General features: G+C 67.9%; 20 protein-coding genes and 1 pseudogene. 12 read left to right on the top strand and 9 right to left on the bottom strand.

Annotation, left to right across the window (positions count from 1 at the left end; genetic code table 11):
* Positions 1-34: 34 nt before the first annotated feature.
* The 3 genes from IEY07_RS11955 (at position 35) to IEY07_RS11965 (ending at position 8,383) form a co-directional block, all read left to right on the top strand.
* A complete protein-coding gene (locus IEY07_RS11955; protein ID WP_188895593.1) occupies positions 35-1,684 on the top strand; it encodes an acyl-CoA dehydrogenase family protein in 1,650 nt (549 codons plus the stop codon).
* 100 nt (positions 1,685-1,784) lie between these two features.
* Positions 1,785-7,319, top strand: coding sequence for an ATP-binding protein (locus IEY07_RS11960; protein ID WP_229670003.1), 5,535 nt, complete (start codon positions 1,785-1,787; stop codon positions 7,317-7,319).
* Between the two features lie 14 nt (positions 7,320-7,333).
* Positions 7,334-8,383, top strand: coding sequence for an LLM class flavin-dependent oxidoreductase (locus IEY07_RS11965; protein ID WP_188895594.1), 1,050 nt, complete (start codon positions 7,334-7,336; stop codon positions 8,381-8,383).
* A 15-nt stretch (positions 8,384-8,398) separates the two neighbouring features.
* On the opposite strand, the gene IEY07_RS11970 is transcribed toward IEY07_RS11965, so the two are convergent.
* Positions 8,399-8,992, bottom strand: coding sequence for a hypothetical protein (locus IEY07_RS11970; protein WP_229670004.1), 594 nt, complete (start codon positions 8,990-8,992; stop codon positions 8,399-8,401).
* A 125-nt stretch (positions 8,993-9,117) separates the two neighbouring features.
* Between IEY07_RS11970 and IEY07_RS11975 the strand changes: the two genes are divergently transcribed.
* Positions 9,118-9,702 (top strand): TetR/AcrR family transcriptional regulator, encoded by a 585-nt coding sequence (locus IEY07_RS11975; protein WP_229670005.1) that lies wholly within the window; start codon positions 9,118-9,120, stop codon positions 9,700-9,702.
* A gap of 83 nt (positions 9,703-9,785) precedes the next feature.
* Here the strand turns inward: IEY07_RS11975 and IEY07_RS11980 are convergent, their stop codons facing one another.
* Positions 9,786-10,505 (bottom strand): SDR family oxidoreductase, encoded by a 720-nt coding sequence (locus tag IEY07_RS11980; protein WP_188895595.1) that lies wholly within the window; start codon positions 10,503-10,505, stop codon positions 9,786-9,788.
* Between the two features lie 17 nt (positions 10,506-10,522).
* Between IEY07_RS11980 and IEY07_RS11985 the strand changes: the two genes are divergently transcribed.
* Entirely contained in the window at positions 10,523-11,326 is an 804-nt protein-coding gene (locus IEY07_RS11985; RefSeq protein ID WP_229670006.1) for an SDR family NAD(P)-dependent oxidoreductase, read from the top strand.
* A gap of 23 nt (positions 11,327-11,349) precedes the next feature.
* On the opposite strand, the gene IEY07_RS11990 is transcribed toward IEY07_RS11985, so the two are convergent.
* On the bottom strand, positions 11,350-11,778 hold the full coding sequence (locus IEY07_RS11990) for an organic hydroperoxide resistance protein (RefSeq protein ID WP_188895596.1): 429 nt from the start codon (positions 11,776-11,778) through the stop codon (positions 11,350-11,352).
* A gap of 73 nt (positions 11,779-11,851) precedes the next feature.
* Here IEY07_RS11990 and IEY07_RS11995 point away from each other — a divergent pair, with 73 nt between their 5' ends.
* Positions 11,852-12,457: a TetR/AcrR family transcriptional regulator gene (locus tag IEY07_RS11995; RefSeq protein WP_188895597.1), complete on the top strand. Its 606-nt coding sequence runs from the start codon at positions 11,852-11,854 to the stop codon at positions 12,455-12,457.
* Here the strand turns inward: IEY07_RS11995 and IEY07_RS12000 are convergent.
* On the bottom strand, positions 12,407-12,871 hold the full coding sequence (locus IEY07_RS12000; protein WP_188895598.1) for a Fur family transcriptional regulator: 465 nt from the start codon (positions 12,869-12,871) through the stop codon (positions 12,407-12,409). The two genes, IEY07_RS11995 and IEY07_RS12000, sit on opposite strands and share 51 nt — an antisense overlap.
* A gap of 140 nt (positions 12,872-13,011) precedes the next feature.
* Here IEY07_RS12000 and nicT point away from each other — a divergent pair, with 140 nt between their 5' ends.
* Positions 13,012-14,160, top strand: a complete 1,149-nt coding sequence (gene nicT / locus IEY07_RS12005; RefSeq protein WP_188895599.1) for a Nickel transporter NicT — start codon at positions 13,012-13,014, stop codon at positions 14,158-14,160.
* A gap of 126 nt (positions 14,161-14,286) precedes the next feature.
* Here the strand turns inward: nicT and IEY07_RS12010 are convergent, their stop codons facing one another.
* From IEY07_RS12010 to dnaK, 4 genes and pseudogenes are all read right to left on the bottom strand, one after another.
* Complete coding sequence (locus tag IEY07_RS12010; protein ID WP_188895600.1) at positions 14,287-14,748, bottom strand: heat shock protein transcriptional repressor HspR; 462 nt, start codon at positions 14,746-14,748, stop codon at positions 14,287-14,289.
* A gap of 113 nt (positions 14,749-14,861) precedes the next feature.
* Positions 14,862-15,995 (bottom strand): annotated as a pseudogene (gene dnaJ, locus IEY07_RS12015) (molecular chaperone DnaJ); the annotation flags it as partial.
* A 48-nt stretch (positions 15,996-16,043) separates the two neighbouring features.
* Positions 16,044-16,751 (bottom strand): nucleotide exchange factor GrpE, encoded by a 708-nt coding sequence (gene grpE, locus IEY07_RS12020; protein WP_188895602.1) that lies wholly within the window; start codon positions 16,749-16,751, stop codon positions 16,044-16,046.
* On the bottom strand, positions 16,748-18,631 hold the full coding sequence (dnaK, locus tag IEY07_RS12025) for a molecular chaperone DnaK (protein WP_188895603.1): 1,884 nt from the start codon (positions 18,629-18,631) through the stop codon (positions 16,748-16,750). Before dnaK ends, grpE begins: the two co-directional genes overlap by 4 nt.
* 306 nt (positions 18,632-18,937) lie before the next feature.
* Between dnaK and IEY07_RS12030 the strand changes: the two genes are divergently transcribed.
* Positions 18,938-19,480: a hypothetical protein gene (locus IEY07_RS12030; protein WP_188895604.1), complete on the top strand. Its 543-nt coding sequence runs from the start codon at positions 18,938-18,940 to the stop codon at positions 19,478-19,480.
* 55 nt (positions 19,481-19,535) lie between these two features.
* On the opposite strand, the gene IEY07_RS12035 is transcribed toward IEY07_RS12030, so the two are convergent.
* Complete coding sequence (locus IEY07_RS12035; protein ID WP_188895605.1) at positions 19,536-22,091, bottom strand: ATP-binding protein; 2,556 nt, start codon at positions 22,089-22,091, stop codon at positions 19,536-19,538.
* On the opposite strand from IEY07_RS12035, the gene IEY07_RS12040 reads away from it, so the two are divergent.
* The 4 genes from IEY07_RS12040 (at position 22,090) to IEY07_RS12055 (ending at position 26,000) form a co-directional block, all read left to right on the top strand.
* The gene (locus IEY07_RS12040; RefSeq protein ID WP_188895606.1) at positions 22,090-22,767 is read left to right on the top strand and encodes a phospholipase A2; all 678 of its coding nucleotides are present in this window, start codon (positions 22,090-22,092) and stop codon (positions 22,765-22,767) included. The two genes, IEY07_RS12035 and IEY07_RS12040, sit on opposite strands and share 2 nt — an antisense overlap.
* Before the next feature lie 70 nt (positions 22,768-22,837).
* A complete protein-coding gene (locus IEY07_RS12045; protein ID WP_188895607.1) occupies positions 22,838-23,551 on the top strand; it encodes a DoxX family protein in 714 nt (237 codons plus the stop codon).
* 87 nt (positions 23,552-23,638) lie between these two features.
* Positions 23,639-24,394 carry a response regulator transcription factor gene (locus tag IEY07_RS12050; RefSeq protein WP_308422936.1) on the top strand — a complete coding sequence of 252 codons (756 nt, stop codon included), beginning with the start codon at positions 23,639-23,641 and terminating at the stop codon, positions 24,392-24,394.
* Between the two features lie 16 nt (positions 24,395-24,410).
* Positions 24,411-26,000, top strand: coding sequence for a sensor histidine kinase (locus tag IEY07_RS12055; RefSeq protein ID WP_229670007.1), 1,590 nt, complete (start codon positions 24,411-24,413; stop codon positions 25,998-26,000).
* The last annotated feature ends 1 nt before the right edge of the window (position 26,001 follow it).

Here is a 26,001-nt window from a genome sequence, read left to right on the forward strand (position 1 = left end):
ACCCTGATCTCACTCCGTTCCGTACGATCCAGACATGAGGACGCACGAGGTGTTCAACCAGGCTCCGCCGCGTACGGACATCAACGAGTACACAACCAATGCCGCGCTCACCGAGGCCGTCGACCGGTACGGCGCCGGGTGGGCCACAACCGAGCTGGCCGAGGTCGGCGACCTGGTCGGCCGGGCCGCCTTCCAGCGCGACGCCGAGCTGGCGAACACCGATCCGCCGGTCTTCGCCAGCCACGACCGCTGGGGCAACCGGATCGACGCGGTGGACTTCCATCCCGCCTATCACCGGATCATCGCCGACGCGATCGCCCGCGGCGCACACACCAGCTGCTGGTCCGACCCCAAGCCCGGCGGCCACGTCGCCCGCGCGTCGACCTTCATGCTCTTCGCCCAGGTCGAGCCCGGCCACGCGTGCCCGGTGAGCATGACCCACGCCGTCGTACCGTCGCTGCGCCTCGCGCCCGCCCTGGCCGACGAGTGGCTGCCGCGCGTCTACTCCCGTGACTACGACCCGGACCTCCGCGACCCGGCGACCAAGACCTCGGCGATCTTCGGCATGGCGATGACCGAGAAACAGGGCGGCTCCGACGTCCGGGCCAACACGACCGCTGCAACTCCGCTGGCAGCGACCGGGGCCGGTGACGCCACCTGGTCGATCACCGGGCACAAGTGGTTCTGCTCGGCGCCGCAGTCCGACGCCTTCCTGGTGCTGGCCCAGACCGAGGCCGGGCTCTCGTGTTTCCTGGTCCCCCGACGGCTGCCGGGCAACGAGCCCAACGGCTTCTACATCCAGCGACTCAAGGACAAGTTGGGAAACAAATCCAACGCCTCCGCCGAGATCGAGCTCGACCACGCGGTCGGCCGGCTGGTCGGCGAGGCCGGCCGGGGCGTACCGACGATCATCGAGATGGTCAACCAGACCCGGCTGGACTGCATCCTCGGTTCCACCGCCGGGATGCGGCAGTCGGTCGCCGAGGCCGCCTGGCACGTACGCCACCGGGCCGCGTTCGGACGGACCCTGATCGACCAGCCCGCGATGACCGCCGTACTGGCTGATCTGCAGCTCGAGGCCGAGGCCGCCACCTGGACCGCGGCCCGGATCGCGGCGTCGTACGACGACACCTCGGGAAACAGCGCTGAGGAATCGACCGCCTTCAGCCGGCTGGCGACGGCGGTGGCGAAGTACTGGATCTGCAAGCGCGGGCCGCACCACGCGTACGAAGCCCTCGAATGTCTGGGCGGCAACGGCTATACCGAGCAGTTCCCGCTGGCGCGTCGCTATCGCGAGCAGCCGGTGATGGCGATCTGGGAAGGGTCAGGCAATGTGATCGCGCTGGACGTGCTGCGGGCCATGGCGCGCCAACCGCACACGGTCGAGGCATTCCTGGCCGAGGTAGGCGAAGCCGCCGGCAGCCACCCCGTCCTCGACGCTCACCTCAAGTCGTTGCACGCCTTGCTGACCGAGGTCGACGGACGCCCGGACGAAGGGCCCCGGCTGGCACGGCGGGTAGTGGAGTCGATGGCGTTGGCACTGCAGGCGTCGGTACTGATTCGCGAAGCACCGGATTTCATCGCCGACGGGTTCATCCGGGCCCGGCTGTCCGAGGACCGTGGATTTGAATACGGCGCGCTTCCCGACCGCATCGATCCGCGGCCGATCGCAGCCCGGGCCTGAGCTCCGGATGCGCCCGCTCACCGATCCCTACAACTTCGGGGCCTGGTCCTTGTAGGTGTCAGACACGCGACCGGTGCGCCGGGCATGGAAAGGTGCTGGCGTGCAGTCTCGTCCCGAACCGCTGACCAGGATCGCGATCGTCAACCGCGGGGAGGCCGCGATGCGGCTGATCCACGCCGTACGGGATCTGAATGTCCGGCACAGCGACGGGAGCGACGACAGCGCGGACCGGATCCGGACCATCGCCCTCTACACCGATGTCGACGCCGGTGCGGCATTCGGCCGTGAAGCCGACGAGACCTATCTGCTCGGCGCGGCTGCCGACCGCCCCTATCTCGACCTGAAGCGGCTCGAGCAGGCGCTGGTCGAGACCGAGGCCGACGCGGTCTGGGTCGGCTGGGGCTTCGTCGCCGAGGATCCTGCCTTCGCCGAGGTGTGCGAGCGCCTGGGGGTGACCTTCATCGGTCCAAGTGCGGAAGCGATGCGCAAGCTCGGCGACAAGATCGGCTCCAAGCTGATCGCCGAGGAAGCCGGCGTTCCGGTCGCACCGTGGAGCCGCGGCCCGGTCGACACCCTGGAGGACGCACTCGCGGTCGCGGACCGGATCGGCTACCCGCTGATGCTCAAGGCGACCGCCGGCGGTGGCGGCCGCGGCATCCGCCGGGTCGACCATCCTGCGGATCTGACCGACAGCTACCAGCGCACCCGCGACGAGGCGGAGCGCGCCTTCGGCAGCGGCGTCGTCTTCATCGAGAAGTTGATCACCGGTGCCCGGCACGTCGAGGTGCAGTTGATCGCCGACGGCCAAGGCACCGCCTGGGCCGTCGGGGTCCGGGACTGTTCGGTCCAGCGGCGCAACCAGAAGGTGATCGAGGAATCGGCGTCGGCGCTGCTCGATCCCGACCAGACCGCAGAGCTCAGGGCCTCGGCCGAGCGCCTGGCGCTGGCCGTCGGCTACTCCGGTGCCGGGACGGCGGAATTCCTCTACCACCCCCGGACCGGTGAATTCGCGTTCCTGGAGGTCAACACCCGACTGCAGGTCGAGCACCCGGTCACCGAACTGGTCACCGGACTCGACCTGGTCGCACTGCAGTTGCAGGTCGCGAGCGGGATCCCGCTGACCGGTGAGCGGCCGACCGAGCGCGGCCACGCGGTCGAGGCCCGGCTCAACGCCGAGGATCCGGACCGGTCGTTCGCACCGTCACCGGGCCGGATCGTACGGCTGGAATTCCCGGCCGGCCCGGGCGTACGCGTCGACACCGGGGTCGCCGAGGGCGACACCATTCCAGCCGATTTCGACTCCATGATCGCCAAGATCATCGCCTACGGCGCCGACCGCGAGCAGGCCCTGGCACGGCTGCGCCGGGCGATGCTGGAGACGACGGTGGTGATCGAGGGCGGCGCCACCAACAAGAGCTTCGTACTGGAGCTGCTGGCCGACCCGGCCGTCACCCGCGGTGAGCCGGCCTGGGCCGACACCGGCTGGATCGACCGGACGATGGCCGAAGGCGGTCTGGTCGCCGACCGGAACGCCGGCGTCGCCCTGGTCGCAGCGGCGATCGAGAGCTACGCGGACCGGGAGCGTACGGAGATCGCTCAGTTCCTCACCACCGCCCGTGGCGGCCGGCCGCACCTGAGTCACGAGACCGTGGCTCGCACCGAGCTGCGGCTGCGCGGCGTCGGCTACAAGCTCACTGTCAGCAGGATCGGCCGCGACCGGCACCGGGTCAGTCTCGGCGATACGGTCGTGATCGCCCGGCTGGAACGCATCGACGACGTTCACGCCCGGCTCTGGATCGGCGACCAGTGCTATCGCCTGGTCACAGCCGCCCACGGCCCGATCCAACTCGTCGAGGTCGACGGGGTCGCCCACCGCATCACCCGTGATGAGGGCGGCGTGTTGCGCGCACCGGCGCCAGCGCTGGTGGTGGGCACACCGGTCCGGGTTGGTGACGAGGTCAACGCAGGCGCGCCCGTCGTCGTGCTCGAGTCGATGAAGATGGAGATGCCGCTGCCGGCACCGACCGCCGGCCGGCTGACCGAGTTGCTGGTCCGCACCGGCACCCAGGTCGCTGCGGGCGAACCGCTGGCCCGGCTCGAGCCGACCGGCGATCCCGCGACCGCGGCGGAGACACCCGCCGGCCGGGTGGTCGAGTTGCCGGACGGAATCGGGAACGACCCCGACCCGGCCGAGGCCGCGGCCCAGGGACTGACGTCGCTGCGCGATCTGCTGCTCGGCTACGACATCAGCCAGGATCAGGCCGCCCGGGCGCTCGAGGCGTACCTGGCTGGCCGGGATGCGCTGGCAGCGACCGGGGTCGACGTGCTCGCGGTCGAGATGTCGCTCGTCGCGATGTTCACCGATTTCGCCGAGCTGACCCGCAACCGGCCCGCCGACGAGGAGTTGCGGACCGAGCTGCGGGTGCACAGCTCGCGGGAGTACTTCCACACCTACCTGCGGACCCTGGACGCCGATCGCGGCGGGCTGCCGGAGCATTTCCGGGACAAGCTGATCCGGGCGCTGGCCCACTACGGCGTGACCGATCTCGAGCCGGCGCCGGCCCTGGACGAGGCGCTGTTCCGGATCTTCCTGGCGCATCAGAGCAGCGCCGACAACGACGCCGTGATCGCCATCCTGCAGCGCTGGGTCAGCCTGCCCGCGCCGGCCGAGTCGGTGGCGCTGTCGGCCCGGGCGGTGTTGGAGCGGATGGTGCTGGCCACCCGGCGGCGGATTCCGGTGATCGGCGATCTGGCCCGGTCGATCCGGTTCGCCTGGTTCGACCAGCCGATCGTCGACACGGAGCGGTCCTCGGTGCTGGCCGGGGTCGCCGAGGAGGTCGCGGCGCTCGCCGATCCGGCCGCCACGAACCGCGAGGCCCGGATCGAGGCACTGGCCGCGATTCCGGAACAGCTGATCGGCTTCCTGCGCGACCGGCTGGCCGCCGGCATCCCGGTTAACGAGCCGCTGCTTGAGGTGCTGCTGCGCCGGCACTATCTCGAGTACGGACTGCATGACGAGGCGGTCGAGCACGACGGAACTCCGGTCCGTCCGGTCGTCGGTGCCGAATACCTGAGCCAGGAGCACGGCCAGACCCGGGTGATCTCCACCATCGGCCGGATCGAGGAACTGGCCGCGGCGGGCGGGATCGACGAGATCGTCTCACCGCGACTGTCCGCCCAGCAGAATGTCACCGAGATCTACCTGCACTGGCCGGAGCCGCCGTCCGACCCGGAGCAGCTGTCCGCCAAGTTGATCAAGCAGTTGCAGGGTCGGCGGTTCGTCGCCGGCTCCCGCCGGGTCGCGATCGCCGTCTGCCCGGCCGACGGCGGCCCGGTGCGCTACTTCACCTTCCGGCCGACGCCAGGTGACCCGGACACCCTCTTCGAGGACCGGCTGGTCCGCGACATCCATCCGATGGTCGGTCGCCGGCTCAACCTGTGGCGCTTGATCAACTTCGACGTGACCCGGCTGGACGCGCCCGGCGACGTACTGCTGTACGAATGTGTCGCCCGGGACAATCCGGCCGACCGGCGGCTGGTGGCCGCCGCCCAGGTCCGGCAGATGGCGGTGGTCCGCGACGAGACCGGCGCCGTGGTCGGGCTGCCGCATGCCGAACGTGCCGTGGAGAACTGCCTGGAAGCGATCCGCCGGGTCCGTACGGCCCGGGGCCGGTCCGCGTCCCAGCTGCAGATGAACCATGTCTGGGTGACGGTCTGGCCGGCGATCAAAGCTGATCTTGAGTCGCTGACCGCACTGCAGGAGAAGATCACCCCGCTCAGCGACGGCACCGGGATCGAAGAGGTGCTGGCCCAGGGTCGGGTGATCGACGATGCGGGCGCGGTCCATCCGATCGCCATCCGGTTCCACGCTCGGCCGGACGGCGGCACCACCGCCGATGTCGCAGCGCCGCCGACCACGCCGCTGGCCCCGCTGGACGACTACGCCACGAAGGTCGACCGTGCCCGGCGCCGTGGCCTGGTCTACCCGTACGAACTGGCACCCGCGCTGACCCGCGGCGGCACCCTGGTCGAATACGACCTGGACGACTCCGGGGCGCTGGTGCCGGTCGACCGCCCGCACGGCCGGAACACCGCCGGCATCATCGTCGCCGTCGTCACCACGCCCACCCCGCTCTACCCCGAGGGCGTCACCCGGGTGGTGCTGTGCGGCGATCCGACCAAGGCCCTCGGCGCGCTGTCGGAGGCCGAGTGCACACGGATCATCGCCGCCCTGGACCTTGCCGAGGAACGCCGGATCCCGGTCGAGTGGTACGCCGTCTCGGCCGGTGCCCGGGTCTCGATGACCAGTGGCACCGAGAACATGGACTGGGTCGCCGCGGCACTCAAGCGGATCGTGGAGTTCACCCAGGCGGGCCCGGACCAGGCCAATCGGGAGATCAACGTCGTCGTCGCCGGCATCAACGTCGGCGCCCAGCCGTACTGGAATGCAGAGGCGACGATGCTGATGCACACGAAGGGCATCCTGGTGATGACGCCGGAGAGCGCGATGGTGCTGACCGGCAAGCAGACCCTGGACTTCGCCGGCAGCGTCTCCGCCGAGGACAACTTCGGCATCGGCGGCTACGACCGGATCATGGGACCGAATGGCCAGGCGCAGTACTGGGCGCCGGATCTGGCCGGAGCTCTGGAGATCGTGCTGGCCCACTACGAGCACAGCTACGTAATGCCGGGCGAGTCCGTGCCTCGACGTGCCGAGACCACCGATCCGGCCGATCGCGATGTCAGCGATTTCCCCCACCCGGGCAGCGATTTCGCCACTGTCGGCGAGATCTTCTCTCCGGTGCACAACCCGGACCGCAAGCGGCCGTTCGACATCCGTACGGTGATGCGCGCGGTCGCAGACCTTGATCATCCGATGCTGGAACGCTGGGCGGGGATGGCCGAGGCGGAGACCGCGGTGGTCACCGACACCCGGCTCGGCGGGCATTCGGTCTGCTTGATCGGCATCGAGTCGACTCCAGTGGCACGGTCCGGCTTCCCGCCCTCGGACGGCCCGGACACCTTCACAGCCGGGACCCTGTTCCCGAAGTCGTCGAAGAAGGTCGCGCACGCGATCAACGCCGCCTCGGGCAACCGGCCGGTTGTCGTGCTGGCCAACCTGTCGGGTTTCGACGGTTCGCCGGAGTCGATGCGCAACCTGCAACTGGAGTACGGCGCCGAGATCGGCCGAGCGATGGTCAACTTCCGCGGACCGATCGTCTTCTGCGTGATCTCCCGCTACCACGGCGGCGCCTTCGTGGTCTTCTCCAAACGGCTCAATCCGGAGCTCACCGTGCTCGCCGTCGAGGGCTCGTACGCCTCCGTGCTCGGCGGTGCCCCGGCGGCGGCGGTGGTCTTCGCCTCGGAAGTTGCCAAGCGGGCGGCGGCCGACCCCCGGGTCTCGCAGCTGGAGCGCAGGATCGCGGCCGCGCCCGAGGACCAGCGAGGTGCCCTGGCTGTCGAACTGGCCGACCTGCTGGCCGGGCTCCGGGCCGAGAAGATCGCCGAGCTGGCGGCCGAATTCGACGACATCCACGACATCCAACGGGCGGTCGAGGTCGGTTCGGTGGACCAGGTGATCTCGGCGTCGTCACTGCGGCCTAGCATCATCGCAGCGATCGAACGCCGACACTGAGCTGGAGGGGCGCGATGCCACGACCCGGTGAACCCCTGGCCAGGATGGGATTCCTGACCATCGGGCTCTTCGACGAGCACGACCCGCTGGCCGGGCACGAGACCACGCTCAAGATCATCGAGACCGCCGAGCAGCTCGGCTTCGACTCGGTCTGGCTGCGCGACCGGCACCTGCAGTACGGGATCTCCTCGCCGGTCGCGGTGCTCGCCGCGGCCACCCAGCGGACCAACCGGATCGAGTTGGGCACCGCGGTCATCCCGCTCGGCCTGGAGAATCCGTTCCGGCTCGCCGAGGACCTTGCCACCGTCGACATCCTCAGCCACGGCCGGCTCAATCCGGGCGTCTCGGTCGGGCCGCCGATGCGCTACGAGACCTTCAAGACCAAGCTCTACCCCGACAGCCACGACGTCGAGGACTTCTCCAAACAGCGGGTCGTACGGCTGCTGGAATTCCTGCGCGGCGATCCGGTGACCGACTTCGAGGGCACCGTCGGAATCGAGCAGTTCTCCCGGCGGATCCAGCCGCACTCACCCGGGCTGGCCGACCGGCTCTGGTACGGCGGCGGACTGTCGTCGGCGAGCTGGACCGGCGAGCAGGGACTCAACTACCTGACCAGCTCGGTGACCAGCATCGACGGACATGATCATGACGGCACGCATCCGGACGATTTCGCCCTGATCCAAGCCGAGCAGATCGACGCCTACCGCACCGCCTACGCGGCAGCCCATCCGGACAAGCGGCCGGGCCGGGTGTCCCAAGGTCTGGTGGTGATTCCCACCGACTCGGCCACGCCGGAGCAGAAGCGCAAGTACGCCGCGTACGCCGCCGGTCGGCAGGAGCGGACGCGATCACCACAGGGTCTACGGCAGATGCTCTTCTCCCCCGATCTTGTCGGCGACAGTGATCAGCTCGCCGAGACCTTGATCAACCACGCCGCCTACCAGCGGGTCGACGAGGTCGCCTTCGCACTGCCGTTCTCCTTCACCGAACGCGATTACCTGCAGATCATCACCGACATGGCTGATCATCTAGGTCCGGCGCTGGGTTGGACAACGAAGCAGTAGCAACCGGGTCGTGGCCTATCGTGCGGCGATGGCGCGGTGCAGTCGGATCGCCGAGATCAGGAAGAAGACGCCGCCGAGGATCGCATAGCCGCCAACACCCGTCAGTGCGGCGCTGGAGCCGCCGGCCATGACCACGAATCCGCACCCGGCGATGACCGAGATCCCACCGCTGAGGATCATCGCCCACTGGCCTCCGAGGCGGTAGCGCAGGATCGCGACGATCAATTGGACGATGCCCGCAGTGATCGCCCAGGCGCCCCAGACCCGTAGCACAGCGGGGATTCCCGAACCGGCGGCGACCGCGAGTCCGACCGCCGTCAGGAGGCTCAGAGCCATGTTGACGTACAGCGGTGCCTTCGCCCGACTCGAACCTGACGAACGGAAGTCGATCACTGCGGCCACCAGGTCGAAGGCCGGATAGATGATCAACAGGACGGCGGTTGCCGGGTTGATCGCGTGAGCGATCAGGATCAGCAGCGCCGCCCACACGACGGCGAACCCGAAACGTAGGTAGTAGAGGTTCCGCAGTGTTGTTGTGCTGCCGATGACAGCTCCGGAGTCGTCGTGATCGCGGGTGGGAACTGAACCAGCGGGGATTGAATCGGACATCAGGTCTCTCTATGGTCTAGTAGATAGAACGATCGGTACACATGAGTCTGGCGGAGGCCATCGCGGTTGTCAAGACCGATCGTTCTATCTGCTAGAATTTCACCTCGAATTCGATGGGAGCTTTGATGCAGGGACAGGTGTCGCGGGCACGGGACCGGCTGCTCAGTACGGCCACCGGGCTCTTCTACGCGGAAGGCATCCATGCAGTCGGGGTGGACCGCATCATCGCGGAGGCACAGGTGACGCGCGCCACGCTGTATCGCCATTTCCCGAGCAAGGACGACCTCATCGTCGCGTACCTGAATCAGGCCGATGACGCGATCCGGACGGGCGTGGCGACCGCACGCAGCAAGGGCACGAGCCCGGAGGAGACGATCCGAGCGGTCGGAGAATCAATCGCCGACGACATCCGGCGGACCGGCTTCCGCGGCTGTGCATTCCTGAACGCGGCCGCCGAGTATCCGGACCCCGGGCACCTCGTGCACCAGGCCGTCCGGAAGCATCGGCAGTGGTTCCTGGCAACGATGACCGCGCTGTTCACCGACACCGGGAAGAGCGACCCCGGCCCTGCCGCACAGCATTTCGTCATGTTGCGAGACGGCGCCATGGCAGCCGGATGCCTGTCCGACCCCGAACCGATCTGCGAGACCTTCGGCCGTGGAGTCGAAGGACTGCTCAGCTACCGCAGTCACCCCGCCGACGAGGGCTGATCCGCGAACATCGTGCTTGCGGATTGCCGGAATCGCACCGAACGGCGTCAGAGACGGATCGGCAAGCACGTTCTTCGCGATCGCTACCGCTGGGACACCGGCGAGATGACCAACTCGTCGACCCGGACGTAGGGCGGGGAGTCGAGCACGAAACCGACGGCGCGGCCAATGTCGTCGGCGGTCAGCATCCGCGCCTGGGCATCCTGGTCCGGCACCACCGGGCGCATGTTCAGGAATTCGGTCGCGACATCGCCCGGGCACAGATGCGTGGCCCGGATGCCGTTGGCCGCCTCCTGTTTGTTGAGGCTGATCACCACCGGTGACAGTGCGGTCTTGCTGGCGCTGTAGGCGACGCCCGCTCCCGGGCTGAACTGCCAGCCGGAGTAGGAGGAGATCACCACGACGACACCGTCGCCGGCGGCGCGCAGTTGCGGCAGCGACACGTCGATCACCCGGACGACGGCGGTCAGATTGGTCTCGATGATCGCGCTGAAGTCGCCCAGGTCCTGATTGGCCCAGGAGCGCTTCGGATTGTTCAGGCCGGCGGACAGCACCAGACCGTCGATCCGACCCCAGGTCTCGACGATCTTTCGATGGGCCTCGATCACTTGATCGGCATCAGTGACATCCAGCGGCACAACGACCGCCTCACCACCGGCCTCGGTGATCTGCTCGGCGACCTCGGCCAAGGCATCCGCACGACGCCCGCTGAGCGCGACGCACCAGCCCGTCCTTGCCGCCTGCCGCGCGGACGCGGCTCCCATTCCGCTCCCGGCACCGGTCACCCACACGACTCTGGACACCGGCACATAGTATGCCGGTGAGTCGTGAAGGGAGTTCGCCAGTGTTGATCAATCACTCCGGCAAGGTCGTCGTGGTGTCCGGCGGAGGGCGCGGCATCGGACGGACGATCGTCGACCGATTCGTCGCCGAGGATGCGACGGTGATCGCTCTTGATCTTGCCTTCCCCGATGTCGAGAGTGATCTTGCCGCCGACGGCCTGGCCTTCGAGCAGCTCCCCTGCGATGTCAGCGATCCGGCCTCGGTCGCCGCAGCGGTGGAACGGATCGTCGACCGCCACAACCGGATCGACGTCTTGATCAACAACGCCGGCATCAATGTCGAGGGCAAGGTCGAGGATCTTGGCTGGGACGGATTCCGCAAGTGCCTGGAGATCAACGTCGGCGGAGTCTTCCTGCTCAGCCAGGCGGTGATCCCGATCATGAAGCAGCAGAGGTCCGGGCGGATCATCAACGCGGCATCGTTCGCGGCGATCGTGCCCAGCGTGGGCAGCGCGGCCTACGCGGCATCCAAGGCCGCCGTCGTGCAGTTCACGCGGGTGCTGGCCGGCGAGCTCGGCCCGTGGAATGTGACGGTGAACGCGTACGCACCGGGAATGGTGCCGACCTCGATGAACGGCTTCGCCGAGATGCCGGCGCAGGCACAGGATCGTCTGCTGGACACCCTGTCCCTGCGCCGTTGGCAGTCCGCCGACGACGTCGCCGACCTGTTGATCTTCCTGGCCGGCGACGCCGCCGGCTACATCACCGGCACGCTGATCGACGTCAGCGGTGGCAAGCTCGCGACCCAGATCCCGTCCCGGGCGTACGAGAACCTCTCCTGATCAACGATCACGCACGTTCTTGATCAGGCGACGGTGGCGTCGACCGTGATGTCGACGTTGCCACGGGTGGCGTTGGAGTACGGGCAGACCTGATGGGCCTGCTCGACCAGCTTGTCGGCGGTCTCCTGATCGACTCCCCCGAGCTCCACGTGCAGCGCGCCGCTCAGCTCGAAGCCGCCCTTGTCGTTGGGCCCGATGCCGATCTCGGCGACGACCGCCGAGTCACTGATCCTGATCTTCTGGCTGGCGGCCACAGCCTTGAGCGCGGAGTGGAAGCAGGTCGCATAGCCGGCAGCGAAGAGCAACTCGGGGTTGGGGCCACCGCCCGGTCCGCCCATCTCCTTGGGAACGGCCATGGTCAGGTCGAGCAGCCCGTCGCTGCTCGTGGTGTGGCCTCCGGCGCGGGCGTCACCGGTCGAGGTGGCGATTGCGGTGTACACGGGTGCACTCATGGTCGCTTCCTTGTCATCGAAGAGGTAGACTAACTAGTACGTCTACAACGTAGCACAGGCACGGAGGAACACAATGGCTTCTGCGAGTACAGCCGCCGAGACGGCGACGCGGCCGGTCCGGGAGCGGATCCTGCAGGCCGCGGACACCCTGTTCTACGGCGACGGCATCCGGGCGGTGAGCGCCGACCGGATCATCGCCGCCGCGGGCGTCAGCAAGGTCACCTTCTACCGGCACTTCCCCACCAAGGACGACCTTGTGGTCGGCTATCTGACGGCCCGGTCCGCCGACGAGCGGCGCGGCGTCGAGCGACTGCAGGCCGCCTTCCCCGACGATCCGGCCCAGGTGCTCGAGCAGATCGCCCGGACGATGGTCCGGGCTCGCTGCGAGGAGAGCTTCCGCGGCTGCACCTGGATCAACGCCGCAGCCGAATATCCCGACGCCGATCATCCGGTGCGGCGGACCATCGCAGACCACCGGACCTGGTTCCGGCAGGTGCTGTCGGATCAACTGCGAGCGCTGGGTGTCACCGAGACGGCACCGGTCGTCGAGCAGTTGATGATCTTGCGCGATGGTGCGATGGTCACGGGCTACATCGGGCCCGGCACCGACGACCCGCAGCCGCTGATCTCAGCCGGCCGGGCGGTCATCGCCGCGACAGTCGCGGCACAGGCCGACTAGCGGAAAATGCGCGAACCGGATCCGGTAGCCGATCCGCTCGTCGATCATGGTCGCCATGGCATCAAGATCATCCGGTGAGAATGCCGACACCGACCCGCAGGACTCGCACAAGGCGTACCAGCGCTCCTGGTCGGCGACCAGTTCGTAGAGCCCGGGTCCGTGACCGAAGTGCACGTGCCGGACCAGTCCGACGGTCTCCAGGTGCTCGAGGTTGCGGTAGGTCGACGGGACGTCCTGGACCGGTACGGCCCGCTGGGCGATCTGCTCGGTCGACAGCGGGTCCGTCGTGGCGAACAGCACGTCGAGGATCGCCCGCCGGGCCGAAGTCGCCCGACCGCCGCCCTCGCGGAGCACGTCGACGGCTTCGTCGACACTGCCCACCGGGCGGGCCGCCCGTAACGAAGAATCCGGCATCGCCACCTCCGGGATCGAGCGTATCGCGACCAATCCGTACGGACCCGGCCTGCGAATCCACTTCGGGTGTCCATTACGCTCGCCGCTTATTGCGACTCAGTAGCAGCAAGCAATAGATTGCTGGTCAACCAGGAGGTGCGATGACGGGTCCGGGACCGGTTGCGACGCGTGTGCGCGTGACGGGCGGCCAGAGGTTCAGGCAATTTCTGTCGTCGCTGACCGGCGCCGACCGGCGACGGCTGACGGGGATGTACGCCTTCGTCGTCGCCCTGCACCTGATCGGCTTCGCGCTGCTGGTCATCCTGGTGGCACCTCGTCACTACCAGATCGGCGGCGACCATCCGGTCTTCACCGTCGGTGTGGGCGTGCTGGCCTACACCTTCGGGCTGCGGCATGCCTTCGACGCCGATCACATCGCGGCCGTCGACAACACCACCCGCAAGCTGATCACCGACCAGACCGGGTCCGACCGGGACGACAAGCCGCTGTCGGTCGGATTCTGGTTCTCGCTGGGTCACTCGACGATCGTCTTCTGCCTGTCGTTCCTGCTCGCCATCGGCATCCGTGCCCTGATCGGCCCGGTAGAGAATGATCAATCCCGGCTGCACACGATCACCGGCGTGATCGGCCCGTCGGTCTCCGGGGTCTTCCTGTGGCTGCTCGGCGTGCTCAACCTTGCGGCGCTGATCGGAATCATCAAGGTGCTGCGCAGTATGCGCCGGGGCACCTACAGCGACGAACAGCTCGAGGCCCAGCTCAACAAGCGCGGCTTCATGAACCGGATCCTCGGCGGCCTGACCGCGATCGTCCGCAAGCCCTGGCACATCTATCCGATCGGAGTGCTCTTCGGGCTCGGCTTCGACACCGCGACCGAGGTCGGTCTGCTGGTGCTGGCCGGCGGTGCCGCCGCGTTCCAGTTGCCGTTCTACGCGATCCTGGTGCTGCCGATCCTGTTCGCCGCCGGGATGAGCCTGATGGACACCACCGACGGCGTCTTCATGACCGGGGCGTACGGCTGGGCCTTCGCCAAGCCGATCCGCAAGATCTTCTACAACATCACGATTACCACGGTCTCGGTGATCGTCGCACTGGTGATCGGCAGCATCGAGCTGATCGGCGTCCTGGCGGACCGGATGTCGATCACCAGCGGCCCGCTGGCCTCGATCGCCGGAATCTCCTTGAACTACGTGGGATTCGCGATCGTCGGACTCTTCATCGTCGCCTGGCTGATCGCGATCGCGATCTGGCGGGCGGGCCGCATCGAGGAGCGCTGGAGCGCCGACCTCTAAACCCGCCGAGGGGTCACAAAATCCCTCATCCGCGCGGCGTGTCGTGCACTGTCGTGCATCGTCGGAACCGAAGGCCGGCGACACACCGCAGATATCAAGGATTTTGTGACCCCTCGGCGGAAGGGGTCAGGCGCGGCCGCCGGGCAGGGCCCGTTGCGGACCACGCGGAGCCGGGCGGGTCTGCCCGAGATGTACGCGTCCGGCCGGGTCGGCGGTGAAGAACCGGGCGCCCGGTGGGGCGGCCCGACTGGCGCTCAACAATTCGGTCAGGTTCCTGACCTGGGAGCGGAGCTCGGTGATCTCGTCCTCCATCGCCAGGATCCGGCGGATCCCTTCGAGGTTGACACCCTCGTCCTGGCTGAGCCGCTGGATCAACCGCAGCCGGGCCACGTCCCGGGCGGAATAGCGCCGCCCGCGGCCGCGGGTGCGGCGGGGCGACACCAGTCCCATCCGGTCGTAGGTCCGCAGGGTCTGCGGATGCATGCCGGCGAGCTGCGCCGCGACCGAGATCACGAACAGCGGCGCATCCGAGTCGATCGGCTGAGGCAGCGCGGAACCGATGTATCCCACTCCGATCTGGGCCGACATCAGCGCGCCGCACTCCCGCTGGCGGCATGGCCCCCACCAGCACCATGAGACGCAGCACCATAAGACGCAGCACCGGGGGACCCGGCACTGCGTGCCTTGGCGAACAGCGCCTTCCGAGGATCAGCCATCCCGGCCGCGGCGGCGAAACTGTCCAGCGCCTCACGAGCCTGATCGCTGAGCTGTTCGGGGACCACCACCTCCACGGTGACCAGCAGATCACCCCGGCTGCCGTCCCGCCGGGCGACACCCTTGCCCCGGACCCGCAGAGTGCGACCGTTGGGCGTACCGGGAGCGATCTTGATCCGGACGGCCGGACCGTCCAGGGTCGGCACCTCGATCTCAGCGCCCAGCGCGGCTTCGCTGAAGGTCACCGGCACAGTCAGGGTGAGGTTGTCGGCCTTGCGCCCGAAGACCGGGTGCGGGCTGACGTGCACCACGACGTACAGATCGCCTGGAGCGCCGCCGTTCTCGCCGGCACCACCCTTGCCCTTCAGCCGGATCCGCTGGCCGTCGGTGACGCCGGCCGGGATCCGTACCTGCATGGACCGGGTGGACCGGCCGCGACCGGAGCCGTTGCAGACCGGGCACGGGTCGTCGACGATCATGCCGCGACCACGGCAGTCGACACACGGCTCGGTGACGGCGAAGACGCCACCCGAGGTCGAGGTCTGCATGCCGCTGCCCTGACAGGTCGGGCAGACCCGCGGCACCGTACCGGCCTTGGCGCCCGTGCCGTGACAGGCCGAACACGCAGCGTCGGAGATCATCTGGATCGGCACCGTGACGCCGATGACGGAGTCGACGAAGTCGATCGTCACCTCGCCCTCGATGTCGCTGCCCCGGCGTGGTCCACGCGTGGACGATGTCGTACGCGTGCGGCCGCCGGAGTTGAACAGCCCGCCGAAGATGTCGGAGAAGCTGTCGCCACCGCCGGAGGCATTGCGGAACAGGTCGTCCATCGAGGACGCGCCGGCCGTGTTGCCGCCCCGCGGGAAGCGGAATCCGCCGCCACCGAACATCTTGCGGGCGTCGTCGTATTCCTTGCGCTTCTCGGCATCGGACAGCACGTCGTTGGCCTCGGAGACCTCCTTGAAGCGACGCTCCGCCTCGGCATTGCCCGGGTTGGCATCCGGGTGGTTCTCCCGGGCCAGCTTCCGGTAGGCCTTCTTGATCTCCTCGGGCTTGGCGTTGGAGGAGACGCCGAGAATCTTGTAGTAGTCCTTCTCCAACCAGTCCTTCGTACTCATCGCGACATCACCTCCTTGCTCACCTGTTGGTCCACTTGCTCGAAATGATCACACCTGGTCTGCGGAATCGCCTGCATCCGGAGTTTCCTCAGACCCGGTGTCGCCGGGTCCCGCATCGACGGGTGCACCCTCCTCGGGCTCGGCGACCGCGACCCTGGCCGGGCGAATGACCCGGTCCTTGATCTTGTAGCCGGGCTGCAGGATCGTCACCGCGGTCGGACCGGTGATCCCTGACGCCTGCGCGTGCATCAGCGCCTCGTGGATCCGTGGGTCGAACGGGTCGCCGGGCTCGCCGAAAGACTCCAACCCGTGCCGGGCGGCGAGCTTCTCGATCTCATCGGCGACTCCCTTGAAGCCGCCGGTGAGCTCTTCATGATCACGAGCCGCCTTGATGCTGTCCAGCACCCCCAGCAGATCCCGGAGCACGGCCTCGACACCACCCGCGCGGGCAAGATCACGATCGCGATCCACCCGGCGCTTGTAGTTGACGTATTCGGCCTGGACACGCTGCAGGTCCGAGGTGCGGTCGGCGACCTCGCCCTTCAGCTTCTCGATCTCGGCAGCCAGCTCGTCCGAGCCGGACCCGGCCGCCCCAGCGTCCTGCTGCCCAGTGGGCTGGGCAGCAGTCGCCGGTTCCGAACCGGTGGCCTCGGGATCGCGGACCTGGTAGGTCTTCGGATCGATCCGACGCCGGTCCCGTACGATCGGGCGACCGTCCTCGCCCTGGTTCTCGCCTTCGCGTGGCCCCTGGGTCACTTGGCCTCACCCGTGCCGGAGTCCTGGGGCTTGTCCTCGTCGACGATCTCGGCGTCGACCACGTCGTCGTCGGAGCCCGCGGCACCCGCAGCACCGGCGTCGGTCGGCTGACCGTCGGCGGCCGCACCGGCCTGGGACTGCTGGGCGGCGGCGTACATCGCCTGGCCGAGCGCGGCGCTGCTGGTGTTCAGCTTCTCGACCGCGGCCTTGACCTTGTCGTTGTCGTCGCCCTCGAGTGCGGACTTGACCTCGGCAATGGCTTCCTCGACCGGCTTCTTGGTCTCGTCGGTGATCTTGTCGCCGTTCTCGGAGATCAACTTCTCGGTCCGGAAGACCAGGTTGTCGGCCTCGTTGCGGAGCTCGACACCCTCACGCCGCTTCTTGTCCTCCTCGGCGTGCGCCTCTGCCTCCTTGACCATCCGGTCGATGTCGTCCTTGCCCAGCGCGGAGCCGCCGGTCACCTGGATCGACTGCTCCTTGCCTGTGGCCAGGTCCTTGGCGTGCACATTGACGATGCCGTTGGCGTCGATATCGAAGGCGACCTCGATCTGCGGGACACCGCGCGGTGCCGGCGGCAGGCCGGTCAGCTCGAAGTTGCCGAGCGACTTGTTGTCCCGGGCGAAGTCACGCTCGCCCTGGTAGACCTGGATCATCACCGAGGGCTGGTTGTCGTCAGCGGTGGTGAAGACCTCGGAACGCTTGGTCGGGATGGTGGTGTTGCGCTCGATGATCTTGGTCATCACGCCGCCCTTGGTCTCGATACCGAGGCTCAGCGGGGTGACGTCGAGAAGCAGCACGTCCTTGACCTCGCCCTTCAGCACACCGGCCTGCAGGCTGGCGCCCAGAGCGACGACCTCATCGGGATTGACGCCCTTGTTGGGCTCCTTGCCCCCGGTCAACTCCTTGACAAGGTCGACGACGGCCGGCATCCGGGTCGAACCGCCGACCAGGATCACATGATCGATCTGGCTGACACCGATCTTAGCGTCCTCGATCACCGCGTGGAACGGGGTCCGGGTGCGATCGAGAAGATCGCTGGTCATCCGCTGGAACTCCGAGCGGGTCAGCCGCTCCTCCAGGTGCAGCGGGCCGGACTCGCCCAGGGTGATGTAGGGCAGGTTGATCTGGGTCTCGCTGGCCGAGGACAATTCGATCTTTGCCTTCTCGGCGGCCTCCTGCAGACGCTGCCGAGCGATCTTGTCCTTGCTCAGATCGACGCCGTTCTTGTTCTTGAACTGGGTCACCAGCCAGTCGACGACCCGGGAATCCCAGTCGTCGCCGCCGAGCCGGTTGTCGCCCTTGGTCGCCTTGACCTCGAAGACGCCGTCACCGATCTCCAGCAGGGAGACGTCGAAGGTGCCGCCGCCGAGGTCGAAGACCAGGATGGTCTGCTCGGTGTCAGCCTTGTCCAAGCCGTAGGCCAGGGCGGCCGCGGTCGGCTCGTTGATGATCCGATCGACGGTCAGGCCGGCGATCTCACCGGCCTCCTTGGTGGCCTGGCGCTCGGCGTCGGAGAAGTACGCCGGGACCGTGATCACCGCGTTGGTGACGGTCTCGCCGAGATAGGCCTCCGCGTCGCGCTTCAGCTTCTGCAGCACGAACGCGCTGATCTGCTGCGGGCGGTAGTCCTTGTCGTCGATCTTGACGGTCCAGTCGGTGCCCATATGACGCTTGACGGAGCGGATCGTCCGCTCGACGTTCGTCACGGCCTGGCGCTTGGCGACCTCACCCACCAACACCTCGCCGCCTTTAGCGAATGCGACCACCGACGGAGTCGTACGCGACCCCTCAGCGTTGGGAATGACGGTGGGTTCTCCACCCTCGAGTACGGCGACGACCGAGTTGGTCGTGCCCAGGTCGATGCCGACTGCACGAGCCATGTGTGTTCTTCCTCCGGTGCTGTATGCGTTCTTGTTGACTGCGTTACTTGGTTGACGAGATGTTGACTGGGATGTTGCACCTAGTACAACGTCTCGGCCTTGAGTCTATTCCGCTCAACTTTGACCTTGAGCGGGACTGACTCAACTATGCCGGATGTGGGGGCCAAGTTCAATCCGGGTTGAGCCGGACCGACTCAAGGCGACGGAAATTCCGGACGGATCCGTGGCCGGCCCAGGGTTCCACCCCGGCGACCCCGGGCCTGGGTAGCATTCCCGGCCTAAGTCGAACTCGACGAGGGGAAAGACATGCCCAGCAACCCCCGTGCAACGCAGGTCACTGCCGCGCTCGCCACTGCTGTCGCCGGTCTGGTCACCGGTTTGGCGGTCATGCCACCGGCGACCGCCGCTCCACTGCCGCCCGCGGAGGGCGGATTCACCGGGACCTCGTCGTGGCAATGCACCCAGGTCGATGGCGTACAGGCCTGCGCGCGGGTCGAGTACGATCCCAAGACTCACCGGGTGCGGGCCCAATCCTGGGCGACCGACCAGCGGGGCGGCGCCAACTGGACCGTGAACGCCGGCAAGACCCGGATCGTGGTCGGCGACCGGACCAATGTCACTCCGCGGCGGACCACCGGCCCGAATGCCCCGGGCTTCCGGATCAAGCACCCGAAGGTGGCGGGAAGGGTCGACAACCCGGATACGGCCGCGCGACGTGACGATGACTACAGCCGGTGGGTCGGCGCCGTCGCCGGCTACTACCGGACCACGACAGTCGTTCAGGCCAGGGCCGGCAAGCGGAGGATCCAGATTCCGGTGACCAGCGGTCCCTGGACACGGTTCCAGTGATGGTTGCACCGTTCCACTGATGTCTGCACGGTCCCGTTGAACTGAACGCCACCGGTCAGGATCGGCTCGCCGGATCGCTGGTCGGCTGCTCCAGGGCCCTGGCGGCCTGCACCAGGAGTCGAGCGGCGTCCTCGGCGAAGGCCCGCTGACCGAGCTCGTCGGCAAGTTCTCGGGCCGCTTCCAGTCGTTGCTGGGCTTCGTCTGGGCGCCCGGCGGCCAACAGCGTCGTTCCCGAGTCGACCAGGACCTGGAGTTCGGCCATCTTCAGCCCGCGATTGCGGGCAAGATCAAGAGCCTGTGCCTGGACGGCCGTCGCCCCCAGGTAATCCGCCAGTGCCGTGCGAGCCGCGCCGATGGTCGCCAGCACATAGATCTCACCCTCGACGTAGCCGACCGACCGGGCCAGCTCCAGCAGGGACATCGAGTTGGCGATCGCCTCGGCGTTGCTGCCCAGTTCCTGCAGCAGATCCGCCAGGTGGATTCCCATCTGGACCTGGCGGACCGGGTCTCCGAGTTCGGCGGCAAGCTCGTTGGCCCGGCGATAGTGCACGCTCGCCTGCTGAAGATTGCCGAGGTCCTCCTGGATCCGGCCCAATCCGTCGATCGGCCGGAGCTGCCGCCCGGGATCGCCCGCCTTCTCGGCCAGCTCCAGAGATTGCTCGTACCAGCGGGTCGCCTCACTGGTTCGACCCGTCCAGTACGCGATGATGCCGAGGTTGTTCAGCGCCGCGCTCTGCTGCCCGGCATCGCCGAGCTGCTGGTAGAGGCCGAGCGCTTCGCGAGCCAGGCGCTCGGCGTCTGCGTATCGGCTGTCGCCGATCGCCATGATGGCGATCGCGGTCAGGACATCGGCACGGGTCAGGTCGCTCGTCTGCTCGACAACCCGGTGCAGCAGCTGATCGGCGATCGGGGTCCGGCCGCTGACGTACAGATACCAGTACGTCGCCATCGCGATTTCGGCCGCCAACTCGGACCAGCCCTGCTCTACCGCCAGCCAGGCAGCAGCCAGCAGATTCGAGGCCTCGGTCTCGAACCAGGCCGTGGCGGAAACCGCATCGGCAGGTTCCGGAGTCGCAGCGCCGGTCGATTCGCCGGATCGCAGCCACGCCCTGGCTTCGGGTGCGTGCATCCGAGCCGCCCGAACGGCGGCGTGCGCGTACATCCCGAAGAGCCGTCGCTGGGCATCCCTGCGGCGCGACGCCGGATCCTCCTCGCGGACCCTGCCGGCAACGTAGGTACGCACCAGATCATGGAGCCGGTAGCGCTCCGGCCGCGGCGACAACAACAGACTGTGGGCGACCAGACCATCCAGACCTGCGATCGCGGTCGCCGGCTCGGTGTCGGCGAGCGCGGCCGCGGCATAGGCATCGAACTCGCGTCCCGGGTGCAACGCCAGCAGCCTGAGCAGCCGCCGCCGGTCGCTGTCGAGTGCTTGGTAGGAGAGTCCCAGGGCAGCATCGACGGCGTCATCCAGACGGCTGCTCTCGGTCGCCTCCCGGAGTCGTTCGATGTGATCGGCCAACGTCCACCCGCCGTCGGAGGCGATCCGGGAGCCCAGCAGGTCGATCGCCAGCGGCAGGTGCCCGGCCAGTTCGACCAACTGCTGTGCAGCCTTCGGGTCGGCTGAGACCCGTTCCGAGCCGCCGCGTTCGCCCAGCAACTCGACGGCATCGCCGGCATCCATCGGGGCGAGGTCCAGCGTGGTCGCTCCGGGAAGATCGAACCTGTTCCGGCTGGTGATCAACACCAGCCCGGTCGCCGATTCCGGCAGCAGCGGCAGCAGCTGATCTGCGTCCGCGGCGTTGTCCAGCAGCAAGACCAGCGGTTGATCCCGAACCAGCCGGCGGAAGGATCGGGTACGACCGCCCAGGTCAAGCCCGGCGATCTGACTGCCGGCAAGGCCGAAGGCTCGCAGCAGTCCGTCGAGCACGGCCACCGGATCGACAGGCGGCAGCGCCGGGTCGTAGCCGCGAAGATCGACGGCGAATGCCCGCGCATGGACGCGCATGGCGACGCCCCGCCCGAGTCGCGTCGCCAGGCTCGTCTTTCCGACCCCGCCCATGCCCCGGATGCCGAGCACGGTCGGGCGCCTCCCCCAGGATTCCCGGATCGCTGACCGGAGTCCTTCCAGCTCACGGCTCCTGCCGACGAACCGAGGCAGGTCCGTCGGCAGGTCGGTGACCGCGATCAGGCCGGCCGGGGTCTGCGAGCCGGAGGCGACGCGGCACGCCTGCCGCCATCGTCCCGCCGCCTCGCGGTCTCCCAGCAGGACCCCGGCAATGTCGACCACCAACTCCTGGTCGACGCGACGTCGGCCGGGCTGCAAACACCGGTGCACGGAGTCGAACGAGGGCCGCTCCGGCACCGTGCGTTCCTGCCGGGAGCGCAGCACCCGGCGATGCAGCTCGCGATAGGAGACGCCGGCCCACAGCCGGAGTTCCTGTAACCGGGCGGCCAGGTCGTCCATGGATACGACGTCGCCAGGATCCGGAGCCTCACCCCGCAGCGCATCCGTCACGTTGACCGACTTTTGACCGGATTCCTTCGCCGGGTCAACACCGGTGGCCAGAGTTGCCGCACCTGAAGAACTGACCGGAAAGGAATCGATCATGCTCGCATCGATGCGCGACCAAGCCGTAGGAGCCAAGCTCGCCCGAGCCAGACCGACCAGCACCGGAAACATGCGCGCCAGAAACGCGGGCGCCAGAAACATGGGGGGACACCTGATACCTGGCCGCGTCCGGCTCCAGGTCGTCGCTGTCATCGCTGCGCTGGCTGCGATCCTGATGGTGGTGGCGCCGAGCCAGGCATTCGCCAGCGGCGACAAGGGCGACGATACCGGCGGTCGCCTCAGCCGGCTCGAGACCCGGGCCCACTACGTGGAATTCGTCTTCAAGCTCAGCCGGTTCGACAACATCCACTGGGCCGACCACATGGCCGACCTCGGCTTCAGACGCTACAAGAAGCCGATCGACAAGAGGCTGGACTGGAGCACTGACGGGTGCTCGGTGCCTGTCTCCCACGCGCTCAAGGAGTACGCGGACAAGACCTTCTACAACGCCTGTGTCCGCCACGACTTCGGGTATCGCAACTACGGCAGCGACAACAAGCACGGGCCGCATCTTGACCCGACCGAGCACCGGCGGAAGGAGATCGACGACCGGTTCCTCTTCGAGATGCGCGCCATCTGCTCACACAAGCACGGCGCCAGTGGAACGATCTGCCGCAAGAAGGCGGCGTTGATGTACCTGGGCGCCCGGAAGGGGGCCAAGTCCCACTTCTTCTGATCTCCAGAGACTGCCGGTGTCAACGGCGTGTAGCCCCGATATCCGGCTGGTGGTGTCTTAAGTTGAGATCATGGCCGGTTTCCTGACAGTCGTACGCAGCCTCGCCCTGTTGCTGGCGCGCATCGGCCTGGGTGGGATCTTGATCCTGCACGGCTGGCGCCGCTGGCACCAGCAGGGCATCGACAGCCAGATCAACTACCTGCACACCTTCGCCACCCCGTTCGCCACCTACGCCGCCTGGGGTGGCACGGCCGTCGAGTTGATCGGCGGACTCTTCCTGATCGTCGGCGCCCTGGTTCCGCTGGCCGCTGCGGTGGTGGTCGCCGAGCAGGTGCTGATCGTCGCGTACACCTCCTGGTACAAGGGTTGGAGCCTGACCCATGTCTCGGGCACCCAGACGACCTGGGCCGGTGGCTGGGAGTACAACGTCGTGATCGGTCTGCTGGCCCTGCTGTTCGTCGTCTACGGCAGCGGTGCGATCGGGATCGATCGGCTGTTCCGCCGCAAGCGGAAGGACACCGACGAGGCCGACGCCGATTCGACCGGATCGGGTTCGGTCGGATCGAGCACGACCACGCCGCAGCAACCCGGCCAGCAGCAACCGGGCCAGCGGCAGCGCCTGGAGCGCCGGATGGAGCCGGCCGAGCGCAGCTCGTCCGCCGGCACCGCGACCACGGGAGGCAGCCCGGCGTCCTCGAGCAGCCCGACGCCGTCCAGCGGATCCACCCCGAGTGCGTCGGGCAGCAATGCTGCCACCGACACCCTGATCCGCCCGCGGGACTGACGGCCCGACGGTCTTGCAGGGTCGGGTCACAGGAAACTCATAGCCAACACCTAGTGCGATCGCAGCTGTGGCTGGGATCGTTGATGCATGGCGCGTTCTGACCTGCAAGCCTCACCCCAGACCCCCGCGGTTCCGCTGACCCGGCCGGACGGAAGTCCGATCCGGGTGCTGGCCGTCGACGATGAGCGGAGTCTGACCGAACTGCTCTCCATGGCGATGCGCTACGAGGGTTGGCAGGTCACCACGGCCGGCTCCGGTCTGGACGCCGTGCGGGCTGCCCGCGAGGTGCGGCCGGACGCCATCGTGCTGGACATGATGCTGCCCGACTTCGACGGCCTCGAGGTGATGCGCCGGATCCGGGCCGAGGACCCCAACGTCCCGGTCATCTTCCTGACTGCCAAGGATGCGGTCGAGGACCGGATCGGTGGACTGACCGCCGGCGGCGACGACTATGTCACCAAGCCGTTCAGTCTCGAGGAGCTGATTGCCCGGCTACGCGGACTGCTGCGCCGCACCGGTGCTGGGCTCGCTCGCGAGGAATCCAACCTCGTCGTCGGTGACCTGGTGCTCAACGAGGATTCTCACGAGGTCTATCGGGCCGGCGAGGAGATCCATCTGACCGCCACCGAATTCGAATTGCTGCGCTATCTGATGCGCAACCCGCGTCGGGTGCTGTCCAAGGCGCAGATCCTCGATCGGGTCTGGAATTACGACTTCGGCGGCCAGGCCAATGTGGTCGAGCTCTACATCTCCTATCTGCGCAAGAAGATCGACGCCAGCCGGTCGCCGATGATCCACACCATGCGTGGCGCCGGCTACGTGCTCCGCCCGGCAGCCGACTGACCGAGAAGCCTGCTCTGTGACCGATGTCGTTCCGGGCCCTGAGCGGACTGCCGAGGGGCAGCCGGTCGAATGGAACGCGCCCGGCACCTTCGCCCGTGGCACGCTCGGCCGACAGCTGCTGGCACGGGTGCTGGTGATCGTCGCAGCAATCGCGGTGTTGCTGAGCGTGACCAGCACAGTGGCCGCCAACTACGTCCTGGTCAACAACGTCGACCGGCAGCTCACTTCGGTGGTCGGCCGCCTTCAGGCCGGACCGCACGCACCGAGCGCGGATGATCTTCTGCAACCTGGGCAGCCCTTCGGCACCCTCTACGCGGTCGTCCTCGACGGCGACCAGAGCAATCCAAGTTCCGGCCTGCTGACGAGCACGGGCAGCACTCGCGCCCGGCAGCTGACCTTGTCCGACCCTGTCATCTCCCGACTGGGCGAGGTGCCGGTCGACGAGTCGCCGCACACCGTCCGACTGCCCGGGCTAGGCCGTTACCGGGTGATCGCCAACCGGGTCCAGATCGTCAACACCGGGCAGACCGGGACGCTGATGGTCGGGGTCCCGCTGACCGACGCTGACCGAGTGCTGACGTGGACGATCGGCGTTGCGGGGATCGTCACGGTGCTGGCGCTTGTCGGAGCCGGGATGGCGGTCCAGGCTGTCGTCCGCCGCAGTCTGCGCCCTCTTAACCGCGTCGCTACGACGGCCCAACAGGTGTCTCAACTCCAATTGGACCGCGGTGAGGTCGCACTCGCGCTCCGGGTCTCGGCGGCCGACGCCGACCCAGTCTCCGAAGTCGGCCGGGTGGGCCAGGCGTTCAACCACATGCTCGACAACGTCGCCGGCGCACTGGTCGTCCGGCAGACCAGCGAGACGAAGCTCAAGCAGTTCATCGCCGACGCCTCGCACGAACTGCGCAACCCGCTGGCATCGATCCGCGGCTATGCGGAGCTGACCCGCCGGGAACGTGATCAGGTCCCGGCGAACACCGCGTACGCCCTCGGCCGGGTGGAAGCCGAAGCCGAGCGGATGTCCTCCTTGGTGGAAGATCTGCTGTTGCTGGCCCGGCTGGACTCGGGGCCAGCGATCGATCTGGCTCCGGTGGATGTGACCGAGCTGCTGGTCAACGCCGTCAGCGATGCCCGAGCAGCCGGACCGGACCACCATTGGACGCTCGACCTCGGCCCGCTCGGCCAAGGCCCCTTCGATCTGAGCCCTGCCGGCGTCGGGCAGTCACCGGCCACGGTGCTCGGTGATCGCAACCGGCTGCACCAGGCGGTGGTCAATCTGCTGGCCAACGCCCGGACGCACACCCCGCCGGGGACCTCGGTGACTGCCGGCCTGCGGATCCAGGACGGGCACGTCGTGATCGCGATCTCCGACAACGGCCCCGGCATTCCCGCCGACATCCAGGAACGGGTCTTCGAACGCTTCACCCGCGGCGACGACAGCAGGGCCCGCTCCGGCGACCGGACCGGCGGGAGTACCGGGCTCGGGCTAGCGATCGTGGCAGCGGTCGTCGAGGCCCATCAGGGCACCGTCGACGTGCGCAGCATCCCGGGCGACACCCGGTTCGAGCTCCGATTGCCCCTAGCCGCTGCTGCGACCCCGACCTGAG

Origin of the sequence: Microlunatus endophyticus, from assembly GCF_014646195.1 — a bacterium.
GTDB lineage: Bacteria > Actinomycetota > Actinomycetes > Propionibacteriales > Propionibacteriaceae > Microlunatus > Microlunatus endophyticus.

Excerpts from the sequence above, each read along its gene's own strand:
- IEY07_RS12035 (WP_188895605.1), bottom strand. The coding sequence starts at position 22,091 with ATGATCGATTCCTTTCCGGTCAGTTCTTCAGGTGCGGCAACTCTGGCC.
- IEY07_RS11955 (WP_188895593.1), top strand. The coding sequence starts at position 35 with ATGAGGACGCACGAGGTGTTCAACCAGGCTCCGCCGCGTACGGACATC.
- IEY07_RS11970 (WP_229670004.1), bottom strand. The coding sequence starts at position 8,992 with ATGTCCGATTCAATCCCCGCTGGTTCAGTTCCCACCCGCGATCACGAC.
- IEY07_RS12000 (WP_188895598.1), bottom strand. The coding sequence starts at position 12,871 with ATGCCGGATTCTTCGTTACGGGCGGCCCGCCCGGTGGGCAGTGTCGAC.
- nicT (WP_188895599.1), top strand. The coding sequence starts at position 13,012 with ATGACGGGTCCGGGACCGGTTGCGACGCGTGTGCGCGTGACGGGCGGC.
- IEY07_RS12040 (WP_188895606.1), top strand. The coding sequence starts at position 22,090 with ATGCTCGCATCGATGCGCGACCAAGCCGTAGGAGCCAAGCTCGCCCGA.
- dnaK (WP_188895603.1), bottom strand. The coding sequence starts at position 18,631 with ATGGCTCGTGCAGTCGGCATCGACCTGGGCACGACCAACTCGGTCGTC.
- IEY07_RS11995 (WP_188895597.1), top strand. The coding sequence starts at position 11,852 with ATGGCTTCTGCGAGTACAGCCGCCGAGACGGCGACGCGGCCGGTCCGG.
- IEY07_RS12010 (WP_188895600.1), bottom strand. The coding sequence starts at position 14,748 with ATGTCGGCCCAGATCGGAGTGGGATACATCGGTTCCGCGCTGCCTCAG.
- IEY07_RS11990 (WP_188895596.1), bottom strand. The coding sequence starts at position 11,778 with ATGAGTGCACCCGTGTACACCGCAATCGCCACCTCGACCGGTGACGCC.
- IEY07_RS11965 (WP_188895594.1), top strand. The coding sequence starts at position 7,334 with ATGCCACGACCCGGTGAACCCCTGGCCAGGATGGGATTCCTGACCATC.
- IEY07_RS11975 (WP_229670005.1), top strand. The coding sequence starts at position 9,118 with ATGCAGGGACAGGTGTCGCGGGCACGGGACCGGCTGCTCAGTACGGCC.
- IEY07_RS12045 (WP_188895607.1), top strand. The coding sequence starts at position 22,838 with ATGGCCGGTTTCCTGACAGTCGTACGCAGCCTCGCCCTGTTGCTGGCG.
- IEY07_RS12030 (WP_188895604.1), top strand. The coding sequence starts at position 18,938 with ATGCCCAGCAACCCCCGTGCAACGCAGGTCACTGCCGCGCTCGCCACT.
- IEY07_RS12050 (WP_308422936.1), top strand. The coding sequence starts at position 23,639 with ATGGCGCGTTCTGACCTGCAAGCCTCACCCCAGACCCCCGCGGTTCCG.